The sequence below is a fragment of the Streptomyces sp. enrichment culture genome (genome assembly GCF_964272855.1).
In the GTDB taxonomy this organism is placed as follows: Bacteria; Actinomycetota; Actinomycetes; order Streptomycetales; family Streptomycetaceae; genus Streptomyces.
Genome location: NZ_OZ186847.1, coordinates 7,155,389 through 7,181,210 on the forward strand (window position 1 = coordinate 7,155,389; position 25,822 = coordinate 7,181,210).

At 72.9% G+C, this 25,822-nt stretch carries 24 protein-coding genes and 1 pseudogene; 14 read left to right on the forward strand and 11 right to left on the reverse strand.

What is annotated here, in order from left to right; all coding sequences use genetic code 11:
• Positions 1–82: 82 nt before the first annotated feature.
• Positions 83–2,968 carry an aminomethyl-transferring glycine dehydrogenase gene (gene gcvP / locus ACSU6L_RS31765; RefSeq protein ID WP_437062349.1) on the forward strand — a complete coding sequence of 962 codons (2,886 nt, stop codon included), beginning with the start codon at positions 83–85 and terminating at the stop codon, positions 2,966–2,968.
• 143 nt (positions 2,969–3,111) lie between these two features.
• Here gcvP and ACSU6L_RS31770 read toward each other — a convergent pair whose 3' ends face one another.
• Positions 3,112–3,507, reverse strand: coding sequence for a TOBE domain-containing protein (locus tag ACSU6L_RS31770; RefSeq protein ID WP_241842736.1), 396 nt, complete (start codon positions 3,505–3,507; stop codon positions 3,112–3,114).
• 53 nt (positions 3,508–3,560) lie between these two features.
• Entirely contained in the window at positions 3,561–4,124 is a 564-nt protein-coding gene (locus ACSU6L_RS31775) for a hypothetical protein (RefSeq protein ID WP_437062352.1), read from the reverse strand.
• 142 nt (positions 4,125–4,266) lie between these two features.
• Here ACSU6L_RS31775 and ACSU6L_RS31780 point away from each other — a divergent pair, with 142 nt between their 5' ends.
• Positions 4,267–5,778: a glycoside hydrolase family 43 protein gene (locus tag ACSU6L_RS31780; RefSeq protein ID WP_437062354.1), complete on the forward strand. Its 1,512-nt coding sequence runs from the start codon at positions 4,267–4,269 to the stop codon at positions 5,776–5,778.
• 59 nt (positions 5,779–5,837) lie between these two features.
• Here the strand turns inward: ACSU6L_RS31780 and ACSU6L_RS31785 are convergent, their stop codons facing one another.
• Positions 5,838–6,044: a DUF5999 family protein gene (locus ACSU6L_RS31785; protein ID WP_073943393.1), complete on the reverse strand. Its 207-nt coding sequence runs from the start codon at positions 6,042–6,044 to the stop codon at positions 5,838–5,840.
• Positions 6,045–6,350: 306 nt separating this feature from the next.
• The gene (locus ACSU6L_RS31790) at positions 6,351–6,935 is read right to left on the reverse strand and encodes a hypothetical protein (RefSeq protein ID WP_437062356.1); all 585 of its coding nucleotides are present in this window, start codon (positions 6,933–6,935) and stop codon (positions 6,351–6,353) included.
• A gap of 583 nt (positions 6,936–7,518) precedes the next feature.
• Here ACSU6L_RS31790 and ACSU6L_RS31795 point away from each other — a divergent pair.
• Both ACSU6L_RS31795 and ACSU6L_RS31800 read left to right on the forward strand, forming a co-directional pair.
• Entirely contained in the window at positions 7,519–9,036 is a 1,518-nt protein-coding gene (locus ACSU6L_RS31795) for a glutamate--cysteine ligase (protein WP_437062358.1), read from the forward strand.
• A 172-nt stretch (positions 9,037–9,208) separates the two neighbouring features.
• The gene (locus ACSU6L_RS31800; RefSeq protein WP_365516859.1) at positions 9,209–10,009 is read left to right on the forward strand and encodes a CPBP family intramembrane glutamic endopeptidase; all 801 of its coding nucleotides are present in this window, start codon (positions 9,209–9,211) and stop codon (positions 10,007–10,009) included.
• A gap of 56 nt (positions 10,010–10,065) precedes the next feature.
• Here the strand turns inward: ACSU6L_RS31800 and ACSU6L_RS31805 are convergent, their stop codons facing one another.
• Positions 10,066–10,875 (reverse strand): PhzF family phenazine biosynthesis protein, encoded by an 810-nt coding sequence (locus tag ACSU6L_RS31805; protein WP_437062360.1) that lies wholly within the window; start codon positions 10,873–10,875, stop codon positions 10,066–10,068.
• A gap of 252 nt (positions 10,876–11,127) precedes the next feature.
• On the opposite strand from ACSU6L_RS31805, the gene ACSU6L_RS31810 reads away from it, so the two are divergent.
• The 4 genes from ACSU6L_RS31810 to ACSU6L_RS31825 all read left to right on the forward strand — a co-directional run bounded on the left by ACSU6L_RS31810 (position 11,128) and on the right by ACSU6L_RS31825 (position 16,328).
• The gene (locus ACSU6L_RS31810) at positions 11,128–12,024 is read left to right on the forward strand and encodes an alpha/beta hydrolase (protein WP_437062362.1); all 897 of its coding nucleotides are present in this window, start codon (positions 11,128–11,130) and stop codon (positions 12,022–12,024) included.
• A gap of 46 nt (positions 12,025–12,070) precedes the next feature.
• Positions 12,071–13,885: an ABC transporter ATP-binding protein gene (locus ACSU6L_RS31815; RefSeq protein ID WP_437065134.1), complete on the forward strand. Its 1,815-nt coding sequence runs from the start codon at positions 12,071–12,073 to the stop codon at positions 13,883–13,885.
• Positions 13,882–15,594 (forward strand): ABC transporter ATP-binding protein, encoded by a 1,713-nt coding sequence (locus tag ACSU6L_RS31820; RefSeq protein WP_437062364.1) that lies wholly within the window; start codon positions 13,882–13,884, stop codon positions 15,592–15,594. The genes ACSU6L_RS31815 and ACSU6L_RS31820 overlap by 4 nt, the downstream gene beginning before the upstream one ends.
• A gap of 95 nt (positions 15,595–15,689) precedes the next feature.
• Positions 15,690–16,328, forward strand: coding sequence for a PadR family transcriptional regulator (locus tag ACSU6L_RS31825; RefSeq protein WP_073943659.1), 639 nt, complete (start codon positions 15,690–15,692; stop codon positions 16,326–16,328).
• Here ACSU6L_RS31825 and ACSU6L_RS31830 read toward each other — a convergent pair.
• The gene (locus ACSU6L_RS31830; RefSeq protein ID WP_437062367.1) at positions 16,306–16,608 is read right to left on the reverse strand and encodes a hypothetical protein; all 303 of its coding nucleotides are present in this window, start codon (positions 16,606–16,608) and stop codon (positions 16,306–16,308) included. The genes ACSU6L_RS31825 and ACSU6L_RS31830 overlap by 23 nt on opposite strands.
• A gap of 257 nt (positions 16,609–16,865) precedes the next feature.
• On the opposite strand from ACSU6L_RS31830, the gene ACSU6L_RS31835 reads away from it, so the two are divergent.
• Positions 16,866–17,492, forward strand: a complete 627-nt coding sequence (locus ACSU6L_RS31835; RefSeq protein ID WP_437062369.1) for a Clp protease N-terminal domain-containing protein — start codon at positions 16,866–16,868, stop codon at positions 17,490–17,492.
• A gap of 60 nt (positions 17,493–17,552) precedes the next feature.
• Positions 17,553–18,557 carry an EamA family transporter gene (locus ACSU6L_RS31840; RefSeq protein WP_437062371.1) on the forward strand — a complete coding sequence of 335 codons (1,005 nt, stop codon included), beginning with the start codon at positions 17,553–17,555 and terminating at the stop codon, positions 18,555–18,557.
• A 25-nt stretch (positions 18,558–18,582) separates the two neighbouring features.
• On the opposite strand, the gene ACSU6L_RS31845 is transcribed toward ACSU6L_RS31840, so the two are convergent.
• Positions 18,583–19,083: a cupin domain-containing protein gene (locus tag ACSU6L_RS31845; RefSeq protein WP_437062373.1), complete on the reverse strand. Its 501-nt coding sequence runs from the start codon at positions 19,081–19,083 to the stop codon at positions 18,583–18,585.
• A gap of 119 nt (positions 19,084–19,202) precedes the next feature.
• Between ACSU6L_RS31845 and ACSU6L_RS31850 the strand changes: the two genes are divergently transcribed.
• Positions 19,203–20,108, forward strand: coding sequence for a LysR family transcriptional regulator (locus tag ACSU6L_RS31850; RefSeq protein WP_437062375.1), 906 nt, complete (start codon positions 19,203–19,205; stop codon positions 20,106–20,108).
• Here ACSU6L_RS31850 and ACSU6L_RS31855 read toward each other — a convergent pair.
• On the reverse strand, positions 20,090–20,773 hold the full coding sequence (locus ACSU6L_RS31855) for a pyridoxamine 5'-phosphate oxidase family protein (RefSeq protein ID WP_437062377.1): 684 nt from the start codon (positions 20,771–20,773) through the stop codon (positions 20,090–20,092). The genes ACSU6L_RS31850 and ACSU6L_RS31855 overlap by 19 nt on opposite strands.
• 36 nt (positions 20,774–20,809) lie before the next feature.
• Between ACSU6L_RS31855 and ACSU6L_RS31860 the strand changes: the two genes are divergently transcribed.
• Positions 20,810–22,141 (forward strand): aminotransferase class I/II-fold pyridoxal phosphate-dependent enzyme, encoded by a 1,332-nt coding sequence (locus ACSU6L_RS31860; protein ID WP_437062379.1) that lies wholly within the window; start codon positions 20,810–20,812, stop codon positions 22,139–22,141.
• Between the two features lie 48 nt (positions 22,142–22,189).
• Here ACSU6L_RS31860 and ACSU6L_RS31865 read toward each other — a convergent pair whose 3' ends face one another.
• Positions 22,190–23,128, reverse strand: coding sequence for a DMT family transporter (locus ACSU6L_RS31865; RefSeq protein ID WP_437062381.1), 939 nt, complete (start codon positions 23,126–23,128; stop codon positions 22,190–22,192).
• Between the two features lie 110 nt (positions 23,129–23,238).
• On the opposite strand from ACSU6L_RS31865, the gene ACSU6L_RS31870 reads away from it, so the two are divergent.
• Positions 23,239–24,192, forward strand: coding sequence for a LysR family transcriptional regulator (locus tag ACSU6L_RS31870; protein ID WP_437062383.1), 954 nt, complete (start codon positions 23,239–23,241; stop codon positions 24,190–24,192).
• On the opposite strand, the gene ACSU6L_RS31875 is transcribed toward ACSU6L_RS31870, so the two are convergent.
• Positions 24,155–24,622: a pyridoxamine 5'-phosphate oxidase family protein gene (locus ACSU6L_RS31875; RefSeq protein WP_437062385.1), complete on the reverse strand. Its 468-nt coding sequence runs from the start codon at positions 24,620–24,622 to the stop codon at positions 24,155–24,157. The two genes, ACSU6L_RS31870 and ACSU6L_RS31875, sit on opposite strands and share 38 nt — an antisense overlap.
• 86 nt (positions 24,623–24,708) lie before the next feature.
• Here ACSU6L_RS31875 and ACSU6L_RS31880 point away from each other — a divergent pair.
• Positions 24,709–25,313 (forward strand): annotated as a pseudogene (locus ACSU6L_RS31880) (cysteine hydrolase family protein).
• A gap of 10 nt (positions 25,314–25,323) precedes the next feature.
• On the opposite strand, the gene ACSU6L_RS31885 reads toward ACSU6L_RS31880, so the two are convergent.
• Positions 25,324–25,788, reverse strand: a complete 465-nt coding sequence (locus tag ACSU6L_RS31885) for a Rieske (2Fe-2S) protein (protein ID WP_437062387.1) — start codon at positions 25,786–25,788, stop codon at positions 25,324–25,326.
• Between the last annotated feature and the right edge of the window lie 34 nt (positions 25,789–25,822).

Genomic DNA, 25,822 nt, shown 5'->3' on the forward strand with positions numbered 1-25,822 from the left:
TGAGATGACAGAGGGGGAGGCCGTCCGGGCACCCGCGCCGTGGTGCCCCTCGCAGGTCGCGTCAGACCAGGAGGCCTCCGCAATGACCGCCCCCCGCATTCCGCTCTCCGAGCTCGAACAGGGCATTCCGTTCGAGCAGCGCCACATCGGGCCCGACCTGGAGGCTCGGGCCAAGATGCTCGCGCAGGTCGGCTACGGCTCGCTGGACGAGCTGACCGCCGCCGCCGTCCCGGATGTGATCAAGAACGCCGACGCCCTGGACCTGCCGGGGGCGCGCACCGAGGCCGAGGTGCTGGCCGAGCTGCGGTCGCTGGCCGACCGCAACCAGGTCCTCGGCTCCATGATCGGGCTCGGGTACTACGGCACCTTCACGCCGCCCGTCATCCTCCGGAACGTGATGGAGAACCCCGCCTGGTACACGGCGTACACGCCGTACCAGCCGGAGATCTCCCAGGGGCGTCTCGAGGCACTGCTGAACTTCCAGACCGTGGTCGCCGATCTGACGGGGCTGCCGACCTCCGGTGCCTCGCTGCTGGACGAGGGCACGGCCGCCGCCGAGGCGATGGCACTGTCCCGGCGCATGGGCAGGAACAAGAAGGGCCTGTTCCTGGTCGACGCGGACGCGATGCCGCAGACCATCGCCGTCATCGAGACCCGCGCCGAGCCGACCGGCGTCGAGGTCGTCGTCGCCGACCTCTCCGAGGGCATCCCGGCCGAGCTGGACGGGCGCGAGATCAACGGTGTGCTCATCCAGTACCCCGGTGCCTCCGGTGCCGTACGGGACATCAAGCCGATCGTCGACCAGGCGCACGAGCGGGGCGCGCTCGTCACCGTAGCCGCCGACCTGCTCGCGCTGACGCTGCTGAAGTCGCCTGGTGAGCTGGGCGCGGACATCGCCGTGGGCACGACGCAGCGGTTCGGTGTGCCGATGGGCTTCGGTGGCCCGCACGCCGGTTACATGGCCGTCCACGAGAAGTTCGCGCGCAGCCTGCCCGGGCGGCTCGTCGGCGTGTCCGTGGACGCCGACGGGAACAAGGCCTACCGCCTCGCGCTCCAGACCCGTGAGCAGCACATCCGCCGCGAGAAGGCGACCAGCAACATCTGTACCGCGCAGGTGCTGCTCGCCGTGATGGCCGGCATGTACGCCGTCTACCACGGGCCCGAAGGCCTGAAGGGCATCGCGCGGCGCACCCACCGGTACGCGTCGATCCTGGCCGCGGGCCTGGCGAACGGCGGGGCCGAGATCGTTCACGGCGCCTACTTCGACACGCTGACCGTGCGCGTGCCGGGCCGGGCCGCCGAGGTCGTCGCCGCCGCGCGCGAGAACGGCGTCAACCTGCGGCTCGTCGACGCCGACCTGGTGTCGATCGCCTGCGACGAGACCACCACGCGGGCCCAGCTGACCGCCGTATGGACCGCCTTCGGTGTCGAGGGCGACGTCGAGGCGCTGGACGCGGCCACCGAGGACGCCCTGCCGGGCGCGCTGCTGCGCACCGACGCGTACCTCACCCACCCGGTCTTCCAGCAGCACCGCTCCGAGACCGCGATGCTGCGCTACCTGCGCCGGCTCGCCGACCGTGACTACGCGCTCGACCGCGGCATGATCCCGCTGGGCTCCTGCACCATGAAGCTCAACGCGACCACCGAGATGGAGCCGGTCACCTGGCCGGAGTTCGGCCAGCTGCACCCGTTCGTGCCCGCCGAGCAGGCGGAGGGATACCTCACGCTCATCCGCGAGCTGGAGGAACGTCTCGCCGAGGTCACCGGCTACGACAAGGTGTCGCTGCAGCCGAACGCCGGTTCGCAGGGCGAGCTGGCCGGTCTGCTGGCCGTGCGCGGCTACCACCGGGCCAACGGCGACGAGCAGCGCACCGTGTGCCTGATCCCGTCCTCCGCGCACGGGACGAACGCCGCGAGCGCGGTCATGGCCGGCATGAAGGTGGTCGTCGTCAAGACGGCCGAGGACGGCGAGATCGACGTCGACGACCTGCGAGCCAAGATCGAGCAGTACCGCGACGAGCTGTCGGTGCTGATGATCACGTACCCCTCGACCCACGGTGTGTTCGAGGAGCACGTCTCCGACATCTGCGCGCAGGTCCACGAGGCCGGCGGCCAGGTGTACGTCGACGGCGCCAACCTCAACGCGCTGGTCGGCCTGGCCAAGCCGGGTCACTTCGGCGGTGACGTCTCGCACCTGAACCTGCACAAGACGTTCTGCATCCCGCACGGCGGCGGTGGCCCCGGCGTCGGTCCGGTGGCCGTCCGCGAGCACCTGGCGCCGTACCTGCCGAACCACCCGCTCCAGCCGGCGGCCGGCCCGGAGACGGGCGTCGGCCCGATCTCGGCGGCGCCGTGGGGCTCCGCGGGCATCCTGCCGATCTCCTGGGCGTACGTCCGGCTGATGGGCGGCGAGGGCCTGAAGCGGGCCACGCAGGTGGCCGTGCTCAGCGCGAACTACATCGCCAAGCGCCTCGAGCCGCACTACCCGGTGCTGTACACCGGCCCGGGCGGGCTGGTCGCGCACGAGTGCATCATCGACCTGCGTCCGCTGACCAAGGCGACCGGCGTGAGCGTCGACGACGTCGCCAAGCGGCTCATCGACTACGGCTTCCACGCGCCGACCATGTCGTTCCCCGTGGCCGGCACGCTGATGATCGAGCCGACCGAGTCCGAGGACCTGACCGAGCTCGACCGGTTCTGCGACGCGATGATCGCCATCCGCGCGGAGATCGAGAAGGTCGGCTCCGGCGAGTGGCCCGCCGACGACAACCCGCTGCGCAACGCGCCGCACACCGCGGCCGCGGTCGGCGGGGAGTGGGACCACGCGTACGCCCGTGACGAGGCCGTCTTCCCGGCCGGGGTCTCGGTCGCCGACAAGTACTGGCCGCCGGTGCGCCGGATCGACCAGGCGTTCGGTGACCGGAACCTGGTGTGCTCGTGCCCGCCGCTGGACGCGTACGAGGACTGATCGTTCCTGCACGGTGAGGGCTCCGCTTCGGCCAATCGGCCGGGCGGGGCCCTCACCGCGTTTCGGGCGGGCGTACGGCGGCGACTGTGCGCGCCGGTGTCAGGGGGTGAACGCCGGCGTCAGCGGGCAGGGGCGCCGGGACGTCAGGTGCGGTCGATATGGACATTCGTCGACTTCACCCGCGCGGTGGCCTCCATGCCGACCTCCAGGCCCAGCTGCTCCACCGCCTCACGGGTGAGCAGGGAGACCAGGCGGTGCGGGCCGGCCTGGATCTCGACCTGGGCGGCGATGTCGCCGAGCTTGATCGCGGTGACGATGCCGGGGAAGGCGTTGCGGGCCGAGGTGTACGGGGTCTCCTCCTCGGCGTTGCCGGACTGCGCGAGTTCGACCGAGAAGGCGGCGAGGTCCCGTCCGTCGATGAGCCGCCGCCCGGTGTCGTCGCGGTGAGTCGCGAACCGGCCGGCGTCCGCCCAGCGGCGTGCGGTGTCGGGGCTGACACCGAGCAGTCGCGCGGCCTGACCGATCGTGTAGGAGTGCATGTCCGTCACGATAGGGCCGCCTCGCGGTCGACCGACACCCGCGACCAGGTAGGTCATGGCTCCTCCAGGCCCGAGACCCGGAACACGGCCAGGGCGGTCTCGTGGTCGACGTGCCGGACCAGGCGGCGCAGCGCGGTGCGCCCGCACCGCAGGGTGCCCGTGCTCTCGGAGTGGTGGGCGCCCGCGTCGAGGTGGCGCCACAGGTCCGGGTTGTCGACGAGGACCCGGGGGTCGAGTTCGACGCAGTCGCCGAACGCGTCACGCAGCATGACGCGCTGGGCGACACCGCCGTGGCAGCCCACGGTGACCAGCAGGTCGGTGCGGAGCCGCCGGGTGCGCAGCAGGAACCGCGTCTCCAGCCAGCCCGGTCCGGCCGTCACGCGGGGTGGGCAGAGCATCAGGAAGAGCAGCGCGGACAGGATCAGCCAGATCACGCCGCGCCAGGGAGCGAGGGTGCCGGCGGCCCAGTCGGTGAGGATCAGCGTGGAGAGAAGTGCTGCCGCACAGGCCAGGGCGCTGTCCCGGTGGCGTGTCCAGTGACGGTCGGAGGCCGTGGGGCCGGAGTGCCGCTCGGGTAAGCGGGATAGTTCGCCTCTTGCGCTGTCGAAGGGCGTCATGTGTTCGACGTTAGGGTCCCGGCGGGCGCGGTCGGCGCGGCTTGACGTGACTCTGACGGGTCGGCGGGAGTTTCTTGACACGGGTTTGCCCGGGCCGATGGCGTCGCAGGCTCGGGGTGACTTCAGAAAGGGCTTGCTACGCATGCGGACATACGAGAACCCCGTCGTCCCCGGCTTCCACCCCGACCCCAGCGTGTGCCGGGTCGGCGAGGACTACTACCTGGTCTGTTCCAGCTTCGAGTACTTCCCCGGCATACCGGTCTTCCACAGCCGCGACCTGGTGAACTGGCGGCGGATCGGCAACGTTCTGGACCGGCCGGAACAGTTGCCGGTGCCGGACGAGGTCCCGGCGTCGGGCGGGATCTACGCGCCGACGATCCGCCACCACGACGGCCGGTTCCACGTCATCACCACCAACGTCGGCGGTGGGGGCAACTTCATCGTGACCAGCGAGCGGCCCGAGGGCCCCTGGTCCGACCCGGTCTGGATCGACCTGCCCGGCATCGACCCCGACCTCGCCTGGGACGACGACGGCACCTGCTGGGTCGCGCTGGCCGGGGTCGGTCTGGCCCGGATCGACCCGGCGACGGGAAAGGTGCTGGAAGGTCCGGTGCCGGTGTGGTCGGGGTCGGGGAAGCGGGACCCGGAAGGGCCGCACCTGTACCGGGTGGGGGACTGGTGGTATCTGCTGGTGGCCGAGGGCGGCACCGCGCGCGGCCACTCCGTCTCCGTCGCCCGCGCCCGCTCCCCGCTGGGCCCCTACGAACCGGCGCCGCACAACCCGGTCCTGTCCCACAGCGGCACCCGGGAGCCGGTCCAGTGCACCGGGCACGCCGACCTGGTCGAGGCGGCCGACGGCAGCTGGTGGATGGTGCTGCTCGGCACCCGGCCGCGCGGCTACTTCCCGGAGTTCCACGTCCTCGGCCGCGAGACGTTCCTGGCGCCGGTGGAGTGGGTCGACGGCTGGCCCCGGGTGGGCCCCGTACGGGACCGGCATCCGGCGCCCGCGGCATGGCACCCCCAGGCGGCGGACCCGGCGCGGGACGACTTCGACGGCACCGCACTCGCCCCCTGCTGGATCTCCCCGCGCCGCCGCGCCGAGGACTCCTGGTCGCTGACCGAGCGGCCGGGGTGGCTGACGCTCACCGCGACCGGGGACAGCCTCGACCGCCCCGGTCACACCTTCGTCGGACGCCGGCAGCAGCATCACGACTGCCGGGCGGCGGTACGGCTGGACCCGGCGGACGCGCGGGCCGGGCTGTCGGTCCGGCTGGACGAGGCGCACCACTACGACCTGGAGGTCGCCCAGGGGGTGGCGAGCGTGATCGCCCGGATCGGTCCGGTCCGGCAGGTCCTCGCGGAGCGTCCGGTGCCGCCGGGGCCGGTCACCCTCGCCGTCGGCATCCGCACGACCGGCGTACGTCCGCCGACGGCCGTACTGCCCGGCGAGGAGAGCCCGGGGCTGCGGTCGGGCGGGCCCGACACGCTCGCCTTCTCCGTCGAGGGCCCGGACGGGTCCGTGACGCTCGCGGAGCTGGACGGGCGTTACCTGTCCACCGAGGTCGCCGGCGGGTTCACGGGCCGGGTGATCGGGATGTACGCCACCGAGGGACGGGCGGCGTTCGACTGGTTCGACTACCGGGCCGGCAGCTGACGGGCACCCGGCGCGAGGTGGGGCCGGTCCGTGGGCCGGCCCCCTTCGTACCGTGCCGCTCAGGCGGCTGTCATCACCTGACCGGTGTCCTGCGGACGGTGCGGGGCGATGATCCGGCCGTCCGGCAGGAGCTCACCGGTGTCCTCGAAGAGGACGACGCCGTTGCACAGCAGACTCCATCCCTGCTCCGGGTGGTGCGCCACGAGTCGGGCGGATTCCCGGTCGGCGGAGTCGGCGGTCGGGCACGGTGGCTGGTGCTGGCACATTGGTGAGGTCTCTCGCTCTGTCGTGTTCATGGCCGCCCCCGTTGGATAAGTCGGTCGGAACCCAGTGTTGCCCCGCGGGCGTCGATCCGCAGGGATTTCGCCGCACCGCTTCTCACAGATTCATGACGCGTCACCCACGCGGACGGTTCATCCCAACTGCACTGTCCCTTTGGGTGGTTCGGGGTGGCCGGAAGGGGCTAGTCCGGAGGGGGGGTGCCCTCGGAGGGCGGGCCGGGGCGAACGGACGTACCCCGCCGCGGAGTCGCCGCGACGGGGTACGGAACGCGCTGTCTTCGATGCGCGACTTCAGGCGGGTGAGCCCAGCAGCGGAGTCGGTGTCGCCCGCAGGGTCAGCACCGGGAGCAGGTCGGCGACCTGGTGCGGGCGGTGGGCCGCGATGCCGGGCGGGGCGGGTGCCAGCGGGACCAGCAGGTCGGTGGCCGCGGGGTGGCCGGCGGCGCCGTCCGCGGTGGGGTCGCCGTGCAGCCAGAGGGTGAGCATGTAGAGGCCGGGTACGGACAGAAGACGCGGCTGGTAGGCCTGGGTCAGGGTCTCGGCCTGCGCCAGCGCGCGCTCGGTGGACGGGATGTACGGCCCCTCGAAGAAGTGGGAGAACGCCCACCCGTCGGGGGTCAGCCGGGTCTCGGCGGCGGCCACGGACCGGTCGCCGGAGCGGATCAGGAAACGCCAGCCGGCCAGCCGGGTGGCTGTCACGCCCTTGGCGCTGACGCTGTCGAGGACGTGGACCGGCAGGGGCAGCTCGGGAGTGACGGGGCCCTGGACGGCGCGCAGGGAGGGAGTTCGAGCCTCGCGGACCGCGGTGGGGGAACCGAGTGCCGTGAGGACGGAGCGAAGTGCGGGCGCGGGAGCCGGGGGGACATGCAGCGGCATGGTGGGTCGCCTCTCATTCGACAGGCACGGTGGCGCGAGGAGGGGAGGGCTGGGCGGACGGCGCTGTCAGCTCATGAAGGTCAGAGAGGCGGGCCGGGGTCCGTGCACGAGGGATGTGTGTGTACGGGGGCTGCCGCGGGGTATCGGCGGCAGGCTCCGGAGACCGGGCGCCAACCTTCTCTGCCTTGTTCGCGGAGTTTATACGACACTTGTTCACTCGTTGTTTGATCTAGCTGATTCAGGGCACTCCGACAAGGTGTCATTCAGCCGGTGAGGCGGCGACGATACATGCGGAATCATCCCGATTCCGGGCCGGCTGCGCGGCGGTGACCTCGGCTAATAGTGGCGCTGCGGTCGGCGCATTGTCGTCGGCGTTTTTCACGAGTGGGTGGAGTGCCGGAAATTGCCTTCTGCGTCATGCCTGGTGAATGTGCCGTCGATCATTCTGGTCGGCGTGACCAGAGTAGCCGTCCGGGGCCTGGGCCGGGGACGTTATGGATCGCTTCGGCTGGGCATCATCCCCCCTGCACCGGACACCGGGGGCCGGACCGTCCGGCCTGCCCGCCGAAGGAGGGACGCTTCGATGGGGGAGAAGGTCGTGGCAGGCGCGTTCGACCTGTCCGATCGGCAGCGCTACCGCGACAAGCTCCAGCAGTGCCTGAGGGGGCTGGAGCGACTCCTGGAGGAGCAGCGGTTCGACCGGCCGAAGAATCTCATGGGCCTGGAGATCGAGCTGAATCTCGCGGGTGGCGACGGCATGCCGAAAATGCTGAACGGCGAGGTTCTCGAAAGGATCGCCAGCCGCGATTTCCAAACAGAACTCGCCATGTTCAACCTGGAAGTGAACATCGCCCCGCACCGGCTGGGTGCGCGGGTATTCGACCAGCTCGCCGAGGAACTTCGTACCGCGCTGGCATATGCCCACCGAAAGGCCGGGGAGGTCGACGCGGGAATCGTGATGATCGGCATTCTGCCGACCCTGGAACGGGACGACCTGGTCTCCACGAACCTTTCCGCCGTCGACCGCTACACACTGCTCAACGACCAGATCGTGGCCGCCCGCGGCGAGGATTTCACGCTCGACATCGACGGCGTGGAACACCTGGTCTGCACGTCCAAGTCCATCGCCCCCGAGGCCGCCTGCACCTCCGTGCAGCTGCACCTCCAGGTCACGCCGGGCCGCTTCGCCGCCGTGTGGAACGCGGCGCAGGCGGCGTCGGCCGCGCAGATCGCCGTGGGCGCGAACTCGCCCTTCCTGTTCGGGCGGGAACTGTGGCGGGAGTCCCGGCCACCGCTGTTCCAGCAGTCCACCGACACGCGTCCGCCCGAGCTCCAGGCGCAGGGCGTGCGGCCGCGGACCTGGTTCGGGGAGCGGTGGGTGTCCTCCGCGCACGACCTGTTCCTGGAGAACCTGCGCTACTTCCCGGCGCTGCTGCCGATCTGCGACGACGAGGACCCGCTGGCCGTGCTGGACGCGGGCGGCGTGCCCAAGCTCGCCGAGCTGGTGCTGCACAACGGCACGGTGTACCGCTGGAACCGGCCGGTGTACGGCATCGCCGACGGCGTCCCCCATCTGCGCGTGGAGAACCGCGTGCTGCCGGCCGGGCCGACCGTGACCGACGTCGTCGCCAACGCGGCGTTCTACTACGGCCTGGTCCGCGCGCTGGCCGAGGAGGCGCGGCCGGTGTGGACCCGGCTGCCGTTCGAGGATGCGGCGGCCAACTTCGACGCGGCGTGCCGGTACGGCATCGAGGCGCGCTTCACCTGGCCGCGGCGCGGGCGCTACGGCGGCCTCACCGAGGTCGACGCGGTGAGCCTCGTACGCGACGAACTGCTGCCGCTGGCCTCGGCCGGGCTGGACGCGTGGGGGGTGGAGCCCGCCGACCGGGACTTCTACCTCGGCGTGATCGACGAGCGGTGCCGGCGCCGGGTGAACGGCGCGTCCTGGCAGGTCGCGACGTTTCACCGGGCCCTGGAGGCGGGACTGTCGAGGGAGGCGGCACTGGCTGCGACGACGCGGCGGTACGCCGAGTTGATGCGGGAGGGCGAGCCGGTGCATCTGTGGCCGGTGGGACTGCCGGAGCCGGTGGTAGCGAGGTGAGCGGTGGGAGCCGTTCGGTCGAGGGCCGGGTGACTGCGCGCGCGGCGGCTGGGGCCTGTCGGCGGTCCGGTCAGGGCCGGTGGGAGGTCGAGGGCTTGGTGAGGTGGGGAGGTTCGTAAGCTCTGTCTCTAACCGTCGCGGGTGTGACGGGTGTGAGGCAACGGGAGGCAGAGTGCAGGCGGACTCGGACGCGGTGGCTGGTTCCTCTCCGCGGGAGCGGCCCGGGCGGCGGGTTCTGCGGGACGAGACCTTGCTGGTACTGGCGCTCTCGCTCGGCGCCAGCGGGGTCTCCGCGCTGATCAGCTTCATCGGCTCGGTGACCAGGCCGGGCGGGCTCAAGGACCAGGCCGCCACGCTCAACGCCTCGGCCGCGCCGGGCCGCCCCTGGCTCGACCTCGCCTGGCAGCTCTTCGGCATCACGACCGCGCTGGTGCCGGTCGCCCTCGTCGCGCACTTCCTGCTGCGCGAGGGCGAGAGCCTGCGCACCCTGGGCTTCGACCGCACCCGGCCCTGGCCGGACCTGGGCCGGGGTGCCGCGATCGCCGCGGTGATCGGCAGTACCGGCATCGCCTTCTACCTCGCCGCGCGCGGCCTCGGTTTCAACCTCACCGTGGTGCCCGAGGCGCTGCCCGACGTGTGGTGGAAGTACCCGGTGCTGATCCTCTCGGCGGTGCAGAACGCCGTCGTGGAGGAGGTCATCGTGGTCGGCTATCTGCTGCGCCGGCTGAACCAGTTGGGCTGGTCGCCCGGCGGCGCGCTGATGGCCAGCTCCGTCCTGCGCGGCTCGTACCACCTCTACCAGGGCATCGGCGGCTTCATCGGCAATCTGGTGATGGGCGTCGTCTTCGTCCACCTGTACCGGCGCTGGGGCCGGGTGGGGCCCCTGGTGGTGGCGCACTCGCTGCTCGACATCGGGGCGTTCGTCGGGTACGCCCTGCTGGCCGGCCGGGTGGACTGGTTGCCGACGGCGTGAGCGACCGGGCTGGGAGGGGGCGTACGGCTGCTTCGTACGCCCCCTTCTTGCCTTCCTCAGGCGTGCAGTTCGCCCTCGATCACGGTGACCGCGTGTCCGCTGAGCAGTGTGCGGTCGCCGCGCAGTTCGACGTGGACTCGGCCGGAGCGCGGTGAGGCCTGGAGACCGGTCAGCGCGGTGCGGCCCAGGCGCCCGGACCAGAACGGGGCGAGCGCGGTGTGGGCGCTGCCCGTCACCGGGTCCTCGTCGATGCCGACGTTCGGGAAGAAGCAGCGGGAGACGAAGTCGTGGCCCCGGGCCGGGTCGTCGGCGCGGGCGGTGGCGATGATGCCGCGCCGGGAGAACACGGCGAGCGCCTTGTGGTCCGGTGCCAGGGCGTGCACCGTCTTCTCGTCGGCGAGTTCGAGCAGCAGGTCACCGACGTTGGGGCCGGTGTCGAAAGCCGCGCGGGGCACCGCGCCCAGGGCCTCGGCGACCCCGTCCGGCACGTCGACGGGGGTGAGCGGGGCGGTGGGGAAGTCCAGGGTGATCGAGCCGTCCTTGCGGGGTGTCGCGATGAGGACGCCGCTGCGGGTGGCGAAGCGGACGGGGCCCTCGTGGGCGTCGGTGGTGTGCAGGACGTGGGCCGTGGCGAGCGTGGCGTGGCCGCACATCGCGACCTCGGCGACGGGGGTGAACCAGCGCAGCGCCCAGTCGGCCTCGCCGCCCTCGGGCAGGCGGTGCGCGAAGGCGGTCTCGGCGTGGTTGACCTCCATGGCCACGTTCTGGAGCCAGGCGTCGTCCGGGTAGGCGTCGAGGAGCAGGACCCCCGCCGGGTTGCCGGCGAAGGGACGGTCGGTGAAGGCGTCGACGATTCGAATCCGCATGGCATGACGCTAGGGGTTCGGTGGAGCCGCGGACCAAGGCCAATTCGCGAGTGTTGGATTGATTTCGCGGGCGGTGGGTGGTCCTCGGTTCGGCTCCCCGGTTCGGGTTCTCGGCTCGGGCGCGGTGATTTCGGCCGGTCAGAATTACGGGCAGCCTCGCACCGACGCGGCGCCAATCGGCGCGCTGGCAGGGCGAGTTGCCCGACAGTTGGCGGATGACCCTCGGGGTCGGCGCCGGTGAGGATGACCGGCATGGATCCCGAACTTGAAGCCTTCGTCCCCTTGCTCCCCAGTTTCGACCTGACCGATCCGGTCGCCTACCGCAAGACCTACACCGAGCTGGCCGCCGCGAGGCCGGAACCCGACACCACGGGACTGGAGATCGAGGACCGCACGGTGCCCGCCGATCCGGACGTGCCGGTGCGGATCTACCGCCCGGACCAGGCGCAGGGTGCCGTCGTCTGGCTGCACGGCGGCGGATGGGTCGTCGGCGACCTGGACACCGAACGCCATTGGGCCGCCCCGATCGCGCGACTCTCCGGCGCCGTCCTGATCAGCGTCGACTACCGCCTGGCGCCCGAGCACCGGTTCCCGGCCGCCCTGGACGACGTCTACGCCGTACTGACCTGGACGCACCGGCACGCCGGCGAGCTCGGTGTCGACCCGGACCGGATCGCGGTCGGCGGTCACAGCGCCGGCGGCGCGCTCGCGGCCGCGGTGGCCCTGCGGGCCCGCGACGAGCAGGGGCCGCCGATCCGCTTCCAGCTGCTCAACGAGGCCGCCCTCGACGACCGGCAGCGGACCTGGTCGGCGCGGAACTTCACCGACACGCCCTGGAACACCCGCGCGGTGCGCGCCGCGGCGATGGAGCACTACCTGGGCTCCCAGCCCGCCACGCCGTACGCCGCGCCCGCGCGGGCCGACGACCTGAGCGGTCTGCCGCCGGCCTACGTCGCCACCGCGGAGTTCGATCCGAATCGCGACGAAGGCATCGAGTACGCGCTGCGCCTGCTCCAGGCGGGCGTGCCGGTGGAGCTGCACCAGTGGCCGGGCACCTTCCACGGGTCGCTGGCGATCCAGTCCGCCGAGGTCTCGCAGCGACAGCTCGCCGAGATCGGCGGCGCCCTGCGCCGTGCCCTCGCCGGGTGAGGCGGTGGTGACCGCCGAGACGAAGAACGATTCTGTGGAAGAGAGCATGGGGCGGCTGCTGCGCCCGCACGCACGGACCTTCGCGGCCGTCGTGATCCTTCAGGTGATCGGCGCTCTCGCGGGTCTCGCGCCGCTGCTCGCGGTCGTGGAGCTGGGGCGCACGCTGCTGGAGCCCGGACCGGCCGACCGCGACCATGTCCGGACGATCGTGATCGCGGGCGCGGTCGGCCTGTTCGTCCGGCTGGTGTTCACGGCGGCGTCGTCCGGCATCGGCCACATCCTGGACGCCAGGGTGCAGTTGACCTTCCGCAGGCAACTGGCCGCGCGGCTGGGGCGCGTGCCGATCGGCTGGTTCGCCCGGCGCCGGACCGGTGAACTGGCCAAGGTGGTCGGGGAGGACGTCGGCGCCGTGCACCCGTTCATCGCGCACACCCCGGGCGAGCTGGTCTCCGCCTTCGTGGTGCCGTCGGCGTCGCTGGTCTACCTGTTCACCGTCGACTGGCGGCTCACGCTGATCACCCTGGTACCGGTGGTACTGGCCGTGGCGCTGGTCCCGCTGATGATGACCCCGGCCCGGCTGCGTGAGCAGGAGGAGTTCGACGGGGCCATGGCCCGGATCTCCAGTTCCGTCGTCGAGTTCGTACAGGGCATCTCGGTGGTCAAGGCGTTCGGCGGGACCGGGCGCGCCCACCGCGCGTTCCGCACCGCCGCGGACGACTTCGCCGAGACCTTCGACCGGTGGGTGCACGGCCTCTCCAGGATCGCCGCGGGCATGCAGCTCGCGCTGTCGCCGCCGTTCGTCCTGCTGGTCGTACTGACCGGCGGTACGGCCCTCATCACGAACGGCGACCTGGCGCCGGCCGACCTGCTGCCGTTCCTGCTGCTCGGACTGGGACTGACCGCCCCCGTGGCCGCCCTCGGGCACGGCTTCGACGAGATGCAGGCGGCGCGGCGCGCGGTCGGCCGGATCCGGGAGGTGCTGGCGACGGAGCCGCTGCCGGAGCCCGCGCGTCCGGTGGCGCCCCAGGGGCAGCGGGTGGAACTGCGAGAGGTCCGATTCGGCTACACGGCCGACCGCGAGGTGCTGAGCGGCATCGACCTCGTCCTGGAGCCGGGCACGGTCACAGCGATCGTCGGACCGTCCGGGAGCGGGAAGTCGACGCTGGCGCAGCTGTTGCCGCGGCTCTTCGACCCCACCCACGGGTCCGTCCTGCTCGGCGGCGTCGACCTGCGCGACCTCGGCAGCCGGGAGCTGTACCGGGCGGTCTCCTGCGTCTTCCAGGACGTCCGGCTGCTGCGCGCGTCGGTCGCGGACAACATCGCCCTCGCGGTACCGCACGCCCACCTCGACGACGTGGTGCGCGCGGCCCGGCTGGCGAACATCCACGACCGCGTCCTCGAACTGCCCCGCGGCTACGACTCGGTGATCGGTGAGGACGCCGGTCTCTCGGGCGGCGAGGCACAGCGGATCTCGCTCGCCCGCGCGCTGCTCGCCGACGCGCCCGTGCTGGTGCTCGACGAGGCGACCGCGTTCGCGGATCCGCGCACCGAGCAGGCGGTACGCCGGGCGCTGGCGACGCTTCGGGGCGAGCGGACCGTTCTGGTCATCGCCCACCGCCTGGAGACGATCGCCGACGCCGACACCGTCGTGATGCTGGAGGACGGGGCGATCGTCGAGCGCGGCACGCCCGCCGAACTGCTGGCTCGGAACGGCAGATTCGCCGACTTCTGGCATGCCCACCGGTCGGCCGCGCTTCGGCAGTCCCATCGATCGGCCGCGCTCCGGCCGTCCCACCGATCAACGACCGCCGACGAGAACGAAGCCCACGGTGACGTACCGCGAGGAGACGACTCCCGATGATCCGAATGCTGCTGCGCGTGCTCGGCCGCGCGTACGCCCGGCCGCTGCGCCGCACCGTGGCCCTGATGACGACGACCGCGGTGGCCGAGGGCCTGTCCTGCGCGCTGCTGGCCCCCGTGCTGCGGGAGCTGTTCGGGAGCACACCCGGGGACGCCTGGCCCTGGCTGATCGCGTTCGGGATCGCGTTCGCGGTCTACGCGGCGCTGCGCTACCTCAGCGACCTGTCCGGCTTCCACGTCGGCAGCGCGCTGCTGCGCGGCATGTACCACCGGCTCGGCGACCATCTGGCCAGGCTTCCCCTCGGCTGGTACGGCCCGGGTCGCCTCGGCGAGGTGTCCGTCCTGGCCAGTCGTGGCGTCCTGGACGCGATGAGCGTCGTCGCGCATCTGCTGGCCCCCTTCGTCTCGGCCGGTGTGACCCCGCTGACGATCGTCGTCGTGATGCTGGTCCTCGACTGGCAGATGGGGCTGGCCGCGCTGGCCGCCGTACCGGTCGTGGCGGCGATCCAGGTGTGGACGGCACGCGCGACGGCCGCCCAGGACGCGCGGCGCGAGCAACGCGACCACGAGGCCACCGGGCGGGTCATCGAGTTCCTCCAGGCGCAGCCGGTGCTGCGGGCCGGCGGCCGGACCACCGAGCGCTTCCGGCTGCTCGACGACGCGCTGCGGGACGTCCAGCGAGCGTCCCGCCGGTCCACGCTCTCGGCGCTGCCCGGCGCGGTGGGCCTGACGCTCACCGTGCAGGCCGTGTTCACCGGGCTGCTGGCCCTGGGCGCCTACCGCGCGCTCGACGGGACCATCGGTGCGGCCGAGCTCCTGACCATCCTGGTGCTGGCCGCCCGCTGCGCCGATCCGCTGCTGTCGCTGACGGACATCGCCGGGAAGCTGCGCGGCGCCCGGTCCGTGCTGGCGCGGCTCGCCGCGGTGCTCGGCACCGCCCCGCTGCCGGAAGCCGCCGAACCGGTCCAGCCGCGGGGCCATGACCTGGAGTTCGAGTCGGTCGTGTTCCGGCAGGGCGATCGCACGGTGATCGACTACGTCTCGCTGTCCGTCCCGGAGGGTCAGCGGCTCGCCGTCGTGGGACCGTCGGGCGCGGGCAAGAGCACGTTGCTGCAACTGCCGGCGCGGTTCCACGACGTGGACGGGGGCGCGGTGCGCGTGGGGGGCGTGGACGTGCGCTCGATCGACCCCGAGGTGCTGATGGGCCGGATCGCCATCGTCTTCCAGGACGTCTATCTCTTCGACGGCACGATCGAGGAGAACGTCCGGCTGGGCCGCCCCGACGCCACCGAGGCCGAGGTACGGGAGGCGGCCACCGCGGCGCGGCTGGACGAGGTGATCGAGCGGCTGCCCGGCGGCTGGGACGCGCGTGTCGGCGAGGGCGGCGCACTGCTGTCGGGCGGTGAACGCCAGCGCGTGTCGATCGCCCGGGCGCTGTTGAAGGACGCGCCCGTCGTGCTGCTGGACGAGGTGACGTCCGCACTCGACCCGGTGAACGAGGCGGCCGTCCACGAGGGCATCGAGCGCCTGATGGCGGGCCGGACGGTGGTGATGGTCGCGCACCGGATGCGGACCGTCGAAAACGCCGACCGCGTGGTGTTCCTGGACGGCGGCCGGGTGGTGGAGGAAGGCGGCCACGAGGAGCTGCTGCGCCGGGGCGGCCGTTACGCCGAGTTCTGGAGCATCTCCATGGCGCCGGCAGGAGGCTGAGCGAGCGAGCCCCTTGTCGTAAGCATCATGCCGATATATCGTCGAGACATCGCGAACGATACGCGACAGATCAGCGATCGAATGGAGTGATGATCATGCGTACCCACGGATTCGAGCGTGGACACGGGGGTTCCGGCCGTCACGGCCGGGGTGGTTTCGGTGGCGGCCTCGGTGCCGGTTTCGAGGGACGGCGTGCGGCCTTCGGTCCGTTCGGGCCGGGCGGTCCCGGCTTCGGCGGACCGGGATTCGGCGCGGGCCCCTGGGGGCCCCGAGGGCGCGGCGGACCGCGTGGCAGGGCGCGGCGAGGTGATGTACGGGCCTCGATCCTGGCCTTGCTGAAGGAGCGGCCGATGCACGGCTACGAGATGATCCAGGAGATCGCCGAACGCAGCGGCGGCGCCTGGAAGCCCAGCCCCGGCTCGGTGTACCCGACCCTCCAACTGCTGGAGGACGAGGGTCTCATCGTCAGTGAGTCAGAGGGCGGCAAGAAGCTGTTCTCGCTCACCGAGACGGGCCGCACGGCGGCCGAGGAAGGCCCGGACGCCCCCTGGGAGGAGGCCTCGCGCGGGGTCGACTGGGAGGCGCTGAACGACATCCGCCAGGCCGGGTTCGGCCTGATGGAGGCCTTCGGTCAGGTCTGGAAGACCGGCAGCGCCGAGCAGCGCGAGAAGGCGCTGGCCGTCATCAACGACGCCCGCAAGAAGCTGTACCTCATCCTCGCCGACGAGGACTGAGCGGCCGCGCAGGCCCTACGGCGGCGAGAGCGTCCCGCGGACACCCCGCGGGGCGCTCTCCCGTGTCCGGCGGTCTCCCGCGTCCGCCGCTGTCCCGTCGGCCGGCCAGTCCGCCCGGCTTGCGCAGCGACTCGTGGAGCGCGGCCGTCGCCGAGTCCTTCGCCGGCACCCGGGCCGGCGTCACCTCCTCGACGGTCCACTCGACCTCGGCGGGGAAGCCCAGTCCCCAGACCTTCTCGGCCGAAGCCGGGAGGATTGTCTTCGCGCCGACTTCGGCCATACGGCCACCTCTTCTGTCGGTCCGCTCTTCGCGCCGGCCTTCGGTGTCGCGGAATTAGTGGCGGGGCCCGCAACCTTCAATACTGACGAACCGTCAGAAGTTGCGGAGAACGCCGATCGCGGCGGTCTCGGGGCAGATTCGGCGTGATCTCATCCGTAAGGAGGAGATTCCGGCCAGGGGTGTCCGCTCCGCGTGGGACGCGAAGATGCGTCCTGCCGGGGATGCCCCGATCGGCGAGGGCTGATGGGGTGGGGGATGTGCGACCCCGTTTCCCCCGGCAGTCGGGCCAAGACCTCGGCGCCCACCGCGTGGACGACGATGCCGGGCTCAGCGCCGAGCTGGCACCGGTGCTCGCCGCTGCCCGCAGAAGGGCCGTACGCGACGGGGACGGGCAGATCGACACCGCCCATCTCCTCCACTCGCTCCTGGAGTACGACCCCGACGTCCGTGCCGCCCTCAGCGGTGGTCCCCGGCTCGCCCGGCTGCTCGGCTATCTCGTGCAGCGCAGCATCGGCTACGGCCTGCGCTGGCAGGGCAGCGTCGAGGACTCCGGCGCGATCCCGGTCGTGCCCGGCTGCGAGGGCTGCTCTCCCGTGGCCGCGGCCGCGCTGTCGTACGCCCGCGGCCGGGCCGGGCGGCGCGGCGACCTCGCCGCCCGCGGGGTCGACCTGCTCGCGGGGATCGTCGTGGATCCCGGGGCGCGGGCGGTCCAGGTGCTGGGCCGGGCCGGGATCGACGTGGCGGAGCTGCGCACACGGCTCGACGGTCGATCGCTCGACGGTCGATCGCTCCCCGACGGATCACTCGGCGACGGATCGCTCGACGGCCGTCTGTTCGAGGATGCGCCGCGGCCGTATGTCCGGGGCGGCGAACCCGGGCTCTGAGGTCCATCCGGTGAGACAGGTGTCAACACGGATGACGGTCATGTCGTCGCCTGTCATCATGTGCCGGTGCATACGTCTGAGAGCAGTCACAGCAGCCGCGGGAAGGGCCTCGGCCTCGGTCTCGCGCTCGCGTCGGCGGTCGCCTTCGGCGGCTCCGGAGTCGCGGCCAAACCGCTGATCGAGGCGGGCCTCGACCCGCTGCACGTGGTGTGGCTGCGGGTGACCGGCGCTGCCCTGGTGATGCTGCCGCTCGCCGTGCGCCACCGCGCGCTGCTGCGCCGCCGGCCCGCGCTGCTCGCCGGGTTCGGGCTGCTCGCCGTGGCCGGTGTGCAGGCCTGCTACTTCGCCGCGATATCCCGGATCCCCGTAGGGGTCGCGTTGCTCGTCGAGTACCTGGCGCCCGCCCTGGTCCTCGGCTGGGTGCGGTTCGTGCAGCGGCGGCCGGTGACCCGGGCCGCGGCGCTCGGCGTGGTCCTCGCGGTCGGCGGGCTCGCCTGTGTCGTCGAGGCGTGGTCGGGACTCCGCTTCGACGCGCTCGGCCTGCTGCTCGCGCTCGGCGCCGCCTGCTGCCAGGTCGGCTACTTCGTCCTGTCCGACCAGGGCAGCGACTCCGGCGAGGACGCGCCCGACCCGCTCGGCGTCATCGCCTACGGCCTGCTGGTCGGCGCCGCCGTGCTGACCGTCGTAGCCCGGCCCTGGGGCATGGACTGGTCGGTGCTCACCGGCACCGCGCGCATGGACGGCACCCCGGTCGCGGCCTGGCTGCTGCTCGGCTGGATCGTGCTCGTCGCCACGGTCGTCGCCTACATCACCGGCGTGCTGTCCGTGCGCCGGCTGTCACCGCAGGTCGCCGGGGTCGTGGCCTGCCTCGAGGCGGTCATCGCCACCGTGCTGGCCTGGGTGCTGCTCGGCGAGCACCTGTCCGCCCCGCAGGTCGTGGGCGGCGCGGTGGTCCTGGTGGGCGCGTTCATCGCACAGTCCTCGACACCGGCCAAGGGGGCCGCGGAGCCGGTGGCGGGCGGCGCGCCGGAACGGGAGCTGTCCGCGCGCGGCACGGCCACCTGACACCCGGCCAGGTCCCCGGCACCCGTCAGCGGGCCCGGGCGGCCTCCCACGCCGACGGGTCGAGGAAGTGCACGTCGTAGCGGTCCTGTTCGGGCAGGAGGGCGGCGAAGGACTCGGCGCCGTGGGCGATCCGGCCGAGGGCGCGGAAGTAGCCGAACCGGTCGACGCCCGGCGTCAGCACCGCGAGCAGGTCGGCGTCGTGGCCGCGGGCGGCGCCGAAGGCGTGCGGCAGCCCCGGCGGGACGACGACCAGCCCGCCCGGTCCGACGGGTGTCAGCGTCCCGTCCAGGAAGAAGTCCACGGTGCCGCCGAGCACGTAGAACAGCTCGGACGACGCCGAGTGGTAGTGCGGCCGGGCGCCGTCGGCGCCCTCGGGAAGGGTGAGGCGGTTGGCGCCCAGCGTGCCGCCGGTGGCGCTCGCGTCGGCCAGCAGCCGGAAGCCGCCCCCGTGCGGCAGCGGTACGTGTTCGGCCTCCTCGGGCCGGACGATCAGCGGGTCGTGGGTGGTGCCGGTGCGCCGGGTCATGTCTCGTGGCTCCTGTCGGGGTGTGCCGGGCTGTGTCTCCATTCGAGCGCGGGAACAGACCGCGAACCAGCGGCGGTTGGCGCTGGTGGTGATCACGGTTCGTGATGAATGGGGGAGCTGTGGAGCTGCGGCAGCTCGAATACTTCGTGGCGGTGGCCGAGGAGGGCGCATTCGGCCGGGCCGCGGAACGGCTCGGCATCGTGCAGTCGGCCGTGAGCCAGCAGATCCGCCGCCTGGAGCGGCAGCTCGGGGTGCCGCTGTTCGATCGCTCCACGCGCCGGGTGCGGCTGTCGGGTGCCGGTGAGCGGCTGCTGCCCGAGGCGCGGGCCGCGCTGGCCGCCGCGCGGCGGGTGCGGGAGGTGGCCGCCGGCATCGTGTCCGGGGCGGACGGAGTGCTGCGGCTGGGCAGCGTGCACGGCCCAGGCGACCGGATCTACCGCCTGCTGGAGGAACTGGCCGCGGTGGCCCCCCGGCTCAGGGTCAGGCTTCGGCGGCTCCCCCTCGCCGACCGGCTGGCAGCGGTGCGGGCCGGCGAGCTGGACGCGGCGCTGGTGCGCGGGCCGCTGACCGCGCCGGCGCCGGTCTTCCTGCCGGTGTGGGAGGACCCGCTGTACGTGGCGCTGCCCGCCGGCCATCCGCTGTCGGCCGGGCCGGCCCCGCGCCTGGAGCAGCTGGCGGACCTGCCGCTGCGGCTCGCCCCGCGCGAGCGCAACCGGCCCTTCCACGACCTGGTGACCGGCGCCCTGCGCGCGGCCGGCGCCGAACCGGTGCCGGGGCCGCCGTTCACCACCCTCCAGGAGACCCTGACCGAGATCGGCGCCGGCAGCCCCTCCTGGACGGTCTTCTACGAAGTGGCCGGACTGCCGTCGGTGCCGCGCGTGGCGATACGGCCGCTGGCCGGGCCGGCGCTGGTCACCTCGCTCGCCGTGCCGCCGGGCCCGCCCTCCGCGCCGCTGCGTCACCTGCTGGCGGCGGTGGCGCGGGTGGACGCCGGACCCGGGCCGGGTCAGAGCGCCGTGAGGTAGCCGGGCAGCTGCGTGCCGGGCGCCAGGGCGGCGTCGGCGACCGGTGTGTCGTAGCCCTTGCGCAGCGGGACGACGCCGGCCCAGTGGGGAAGGTCCAGGTCCTCGGGCTCGTCGTTCACCCCGCCGGTGCGCAGCTTGGCCGAGACCTCGTTCAGGTCGAGGCGGATCACGGCCGTGGCGGCGAGTTCCTTCTTGTTGGCGGGGCGGGAGTCCTCGGCCCGGCCCGGCACCACGTGGTTCACCAGGGCGTCCAGGGCCTCGCGCTTCTCGTCGGGGTCCGTGACGTCGTACGCGAGGCCGTGCACGACCACCGAGCGGTAGTTGATCGAGTGGTGGAAGGCCGAGCGGGCCAGGATCAGCGCGTCGACGTGGGTGACCGTCAGGCAGACCGGGAGGCCCGGGTCGGCCTGGCCGGTCATCCGCAGCGGGCGGGAACCCGTCGAGCCGTGCACGTACAGCCGCTCGCCGACCCGGCCGTAGAGCGTCGGCAGCACGACCGGGGCGCCGTCGCGGACGAAGCCCAGGTGGCAGACGTAACCCTCGTCGAGTATCGAGTGCACCAGCTCCCTGTCGTACCGGGCGCGCTCGGCCGAGCGAGTCGGGACGGTGCGGTCGGTCGGGGTGTAGGCGGTGGGCGACTCATCCGTCTGCCGGGTGCCCTGCATTGGCGCTCTCCATTGCACTAGTGCATAATCGTCTTTGTGCTAGGAGAATATCCGATCAGAGGGCGGCGCGCAGCGGATATCTCCGCGAGCGTCGAGGAGGCGGTGGCCTCCGGGGACCTGGAACCCGGCCGGCTGCTGCCGCCGATGCGGGAGCTGGCGGCCCGGCTCGGAGTGAATCCGAACACCGTCGCGGCCGCCTACCGCACCCTGCGCGAGCGCGGGGTCATCGAGACCGACGGGCGCAGGGGCAGCCGGGTGCGCGCCAAACCGGCCACCACCGGACGCGAGTACATCCGGGTCGAGGTGCCGGAGGGCGTACGCGACGTGGCCGCGGGCAACCCCGACCCCGCGCTGCTGCCACCGCTCGGCCCGGCCTTCGCGGCGGCCGCCGGAGAGGGTGACCGGCATCCGGTGCTGTACGGCGAGACGGCCGTGGAGCCCGAGCTGGCCCGGATCGCCCGCGCCGACCTCGACGCCGACGGGGTGCCGGACGGGCCGGTCGCGGTCGCCTCCGGCTCGCTCGACGCGATCGAGCGCGTGCTCGTCGCACACCTCAAGCCCGGCGACGCGGTCGCCGTCGAGGACCCCGGCTGGGGCAGCCTCCTGGACCTCGTCCCGGCGCTCGGGCTGCGCACGGTGCCCGTCGGCGTCGACGACGCCGGACCGCTCCCGGACGACGTGGGCGCTGCCCTCGCCGGCGGGGCCCGTGCCCTGATCGTCACCGACCGGGCCCAGAACCCGACCGGCGCCGCGGTCACCGCCGCACGCGCGCGTGCCCTGCGGGCCGTGCTCCGCGACCACCCGGAGACCCTGCTGATCGAGGACGACCACGGGTACCGGATCGTCGACCTGCCGCTGCACCCGCTGGCCGGCGCCACCCGCCACTGGGCCTTCGTGCGCTCGGTCGCCAAGGCCTACGGCCCGGACCTGCGGCTCGCCGTGCTCACCGGCGACACCGTCACCGTCGACCGGGTGGTCGGCCGCCAGCGGCTCGGGCCCGGCTGGGTCAGCCGGATCGTGCAGCGTGCGGTGGTCCGGCTCTGGACCGACGGGGCGGTGGACGCGCGGGCGGTGGCGAAGGCTTACGGGCGTCGCCGCGACGCGCTCGTCGACGCGCTCGCGGAACGCGGGATCGCGGCGCACGGGCGCAGCGGGATGAACGTGTGGATCCCGGTGCCCGACGAGACCGGGGCCGTCGCCCGGCTGCTGCACGCGGGCTGGGCCGTCGCCCCCGGTGCCCGCTTCCGGATGAGCGCCCCGCCCGGCATCCGCGTCACCGTCTCGGCGCTGACCGACACCGAGACGGAGCCGCTGGCGGACGCGATCGCGTCGGCGGTGGGGCCGGCACCGGCGCGGGGGTATGTCTGAGGCGGTGCGCACAGGGGGGCGCTGCTGCTCGCGCAGGGGGGTGCGCCGCTACCCCCGTGCCTTCGGCCGCACCTGGGTCAGTGCCGCTCCCGCCAGCACGACGGCCGCGCCGACCGGCGTCGACCAGGCGAGCGGTTCGCCGAGGAGGGCGACTCCGGCGGCGGTGGCGATGACGGGGATGAAGTACGTGACCATCTGGCCGGTGGTCGGGCCGACCTCGGCGACGAGGCCGTACTGGAGCAGCACGGCGACGCCCGTGCCGAGGGCGCCCAGGGCCGCGACGGCCAGCAGCGGTATGAGCGGGAACGCGGTCGGCGCGCTGGTGAACAGGGGCGTGACGATCGCCAGCTGCACCGTGGCCAGCAGCAGCTGCGCGCCCGTCAGGGACAGGTGGGAGTCGGGCGCCCCGGCGAGCGTGCGGCGGACGTAGATCCAGCCGATCGGGTAGCTCAGCGAGGCCAGCAGGGCCATCGCCGTGCCGGTGGCGTCCAGTCCGGCGAAGCCCTGCCAGGCGCCGAGCACGGTGAGGACGCCGAGGAAGCCGATGCCGAGACCGGCGACGCGCAGCCGGGTCGGACGGTCCTCGGAGAGGGCGACCAGGGACAGGGCCATGCCCCACAGCGGCGAGGTGGCGTTGCAGATGCCGGCGAGCGTCGACGGGATGGTCAGTTCCGCGTAGGCGAAGAGGGAGAACGGCAGCGCGTTCAGGAGGAAGGCGGCGACCGTGAGATGGGCCCAGGTGCGGGCACCGCGCGGGAGCCGCTGCCGCTTCATCGCCATCGCCGCCGCCAGCACCGCAGTACCGAACACCAGCCGCCCGAGAGTGACCTGGAACGGCGCGTACGCCCCGGTGCCCACCTTGATGAGCAGGAAGCTGAAGCCCCAGATCAGTGACAGCGCGGCGAAGCGGACGCGCCAGTCGACGGCGCGGCGGGGCCGGGGCGGGGCTGCGGACGGGGCGCGGGTGGTGGAGGCGGCGGTGGTCATGATGCCCACGATGCGTGAGTCGACCTCGTAGCACAATCGAGAATTCGCACGGGGTATCTCGTAGCGCGGCTTAACCGTCGTCTTAACCGCCCGGTCGTAGCATCGCGTCCATGCTGAACCTCGACCGGCTGCGCACCCTCGACGCCCTCGCCCGGCACGGCTCGGTGAGCGGTGCCGCCGAGGGGCTGCATGTCACGACCTCGGCCGTCTCGCAGCAGCTGACCAAGCTGGAGCGGGAGGTCGGCCAGCGGCTGCTGGTGAAGCACGGCAGAGGTGTCCGCCTCACCGACGCGGGGCGGCTGCTCGCCGAGCACGCGGCGCGGATCCTGTCGCAGGTCGAGCTCGCCCAGTCCGACCTGGAGGCGCAGCGCGGTCAGGTGGTCGGGGAACTGCGGCTGTCGGCGTTCCCGACCGCCGCGCGCGGCCTCTTCCCCACAGCGCTCGCCGCGCTGCGCGCCGAGCATCCGGCGCTGCGCCTGCGCTCGTGCGAGCTGGAACCCGAGTACGGCATCCGGGGCGTGGTCCGCGGGGACCTCGATCTCGCGGTCGTCCTCGACTGGTACAACAAGCCGATGCCGCTGCCCGACGGCCTGGTCAAGGCGTCCATCCTGGAGGACCCCGCGGACGTCGCCCTCCCGGTCGGCCATCCGCTGGCCGACCGGGAGGAGGTGGACCTCGCCGAGTTCGCCGAGGACGAGTGGATCACCTGGGGCGAGGGCGAGTTCTGCCACGAGTGGCTGATGTTCACCCTGCGTTCCAAGGGCATCGAGCCGACCCTCAGTCATCGCGCCGCCGAGACACACACCCAGCTCGGGCTGGTCGCCGCCGGACTCGGGGTGTGCGTGGTGCCGCTGCTCGGCCGCCATCCGATGCCGCCCGGCGTCGTCACCGTCCCGCTGCGGCAGCGGGTGCGCCGACATGTGTACGTCGTCTGGCGCGTGGACGCCGACCGGCGGCCGTCGATACGGGCGGCGGTGCGGGCGCTGCGCGCGGCGGGGAAGCGGGTCGCCGGACAGGCGGACGTTCCTACAGCAGCGCCAGCTTCCGGAAGTCCCACGACCTGATCGTGTCCGGGGCCAGCCGCAGCCAGGCGTGACGGCCGTCGTGCGGCAGGGTGTCGAGGCCGAAGTACTTCCCGGCGAAGAGCCGCTCGACCCGCTCCAGCCCGGGGTGCGGCTCGCCGGTGCGCGGGGCCTCGCCGACGAACTCGACGGTCTCGGACAGCTCGGCGCCCCGCAACTCGTCGTACTCCCGGCCGGCGTCGACCACCACGGCGACGCGCGCGTCGCCGCGCAGGTCCGCCCAGCGTTTGCTGCGGGTGATCGAGTACAGCCAGAGCGAGCCGTCGTCCCAGACGAACCAGAGGGGGCTCACATGCGGGGTCCCGTCGGCGGAGACGGTGGCGACACGGCAGGTGCGTTCGGCGGCCAGGAACGCGTCCAGCTCGCCGGGCGTCATCATGATCTTCCGGCCCCGGCGCTGCGCGACGGACATGGAATTCCCCCCGGCCCACTGGTGTCTGACGATGCGTCAGAACAGAATGGGCCCTCTCCCGTCCCCGCGCAACGGTGGAGGTCACCATGACGTCGTCGGACGAGGGTCCCGGCGCGCCCCTCGACCCCGCCGCCACCGTAGTGCTCACCGTCGAATGCCGGCAGGGGGTTCTCGGCCCGGACAGCGCCCTGCCCGAACTCGCCCGGGCCGCGCGCGCCTCCGGGGCCCTCGGCCGTGTCGCCCGGCTGGTCGCCGCCGCGCACCGGAACGGCGTCCAGGTCGTCCACGCCGTCGCCGAGCGCCGCCCCGACGGCCGGGGATCGAGCCGCAACGCCCGCCTCTTCCGCGCCGCCGAACGGCTGCGGGTCCGGTAGCTCGCCGGGACCGCCGCGGTCCGGGTGGCGGCCCCGATCGAGGTCACCTAGGAAGACCTCGTCGTACGGCGGCTGCACGACCTGTCGCCCCTCCACGGCACCGAGCTCCCCGCCCTGCTGCGCAACCTCGGCCGCCGCACCCTCGTCGTCACCGGCGTCTCCGCCAACGTGGCCATACCCAACACCGTCTTCGAGCGGTGAACCTGGGCCACACCGTGGTCGTGCCGACCGACGCCATCGCGGGGGTGCCCGACGACTACACCCCCACGATGATCCGGCACACCCTCGCCCGCCTCGCACGCGCGCGCCGGGACTGACCCCTCGCGCTCACGCCAGCCTGATCTCCTCGCCCTGCACGGTGATCTCGGCGGGCGGCAGGGGCTTGGTCGCCGGGCCCTTCTTGACGCTGCCGTCGGTGGCCGAGAAATGACTGTCGTGGCAGGGGCAGATGATCAGCCCGTCCTTGACGTCCCGCACCGCGCAGCCCTGGTGGGTGCACTTCGACGAGAACGCCTTGAACTCGCCCGCCGCCGGCTGGGTGACCACCACACCCTCGTCGGCGAAGACCTTGCCACCGCCCTGGGGGATCTCCGTGGTCGCGGCGAGCACGGCGCCGGTCGCGCCGCTGTCACCGCCGTCTCCGGCGTCTCCGGCGTCCGCGCCGTTCCCGCCGTTCCCGCTGTCCTCCGAGCCGCAGCCGGCCAGCGTGACGGCGAGGCTCGCCGCTCCTGCCGCGGCCAGGACGGTACGACGGGCCGGACCCGACCCGGGCTGAAGCGATTCCGTGGGCATGCTGAGGTTCCCTTCTGCGGACTTCGTGTGCGGT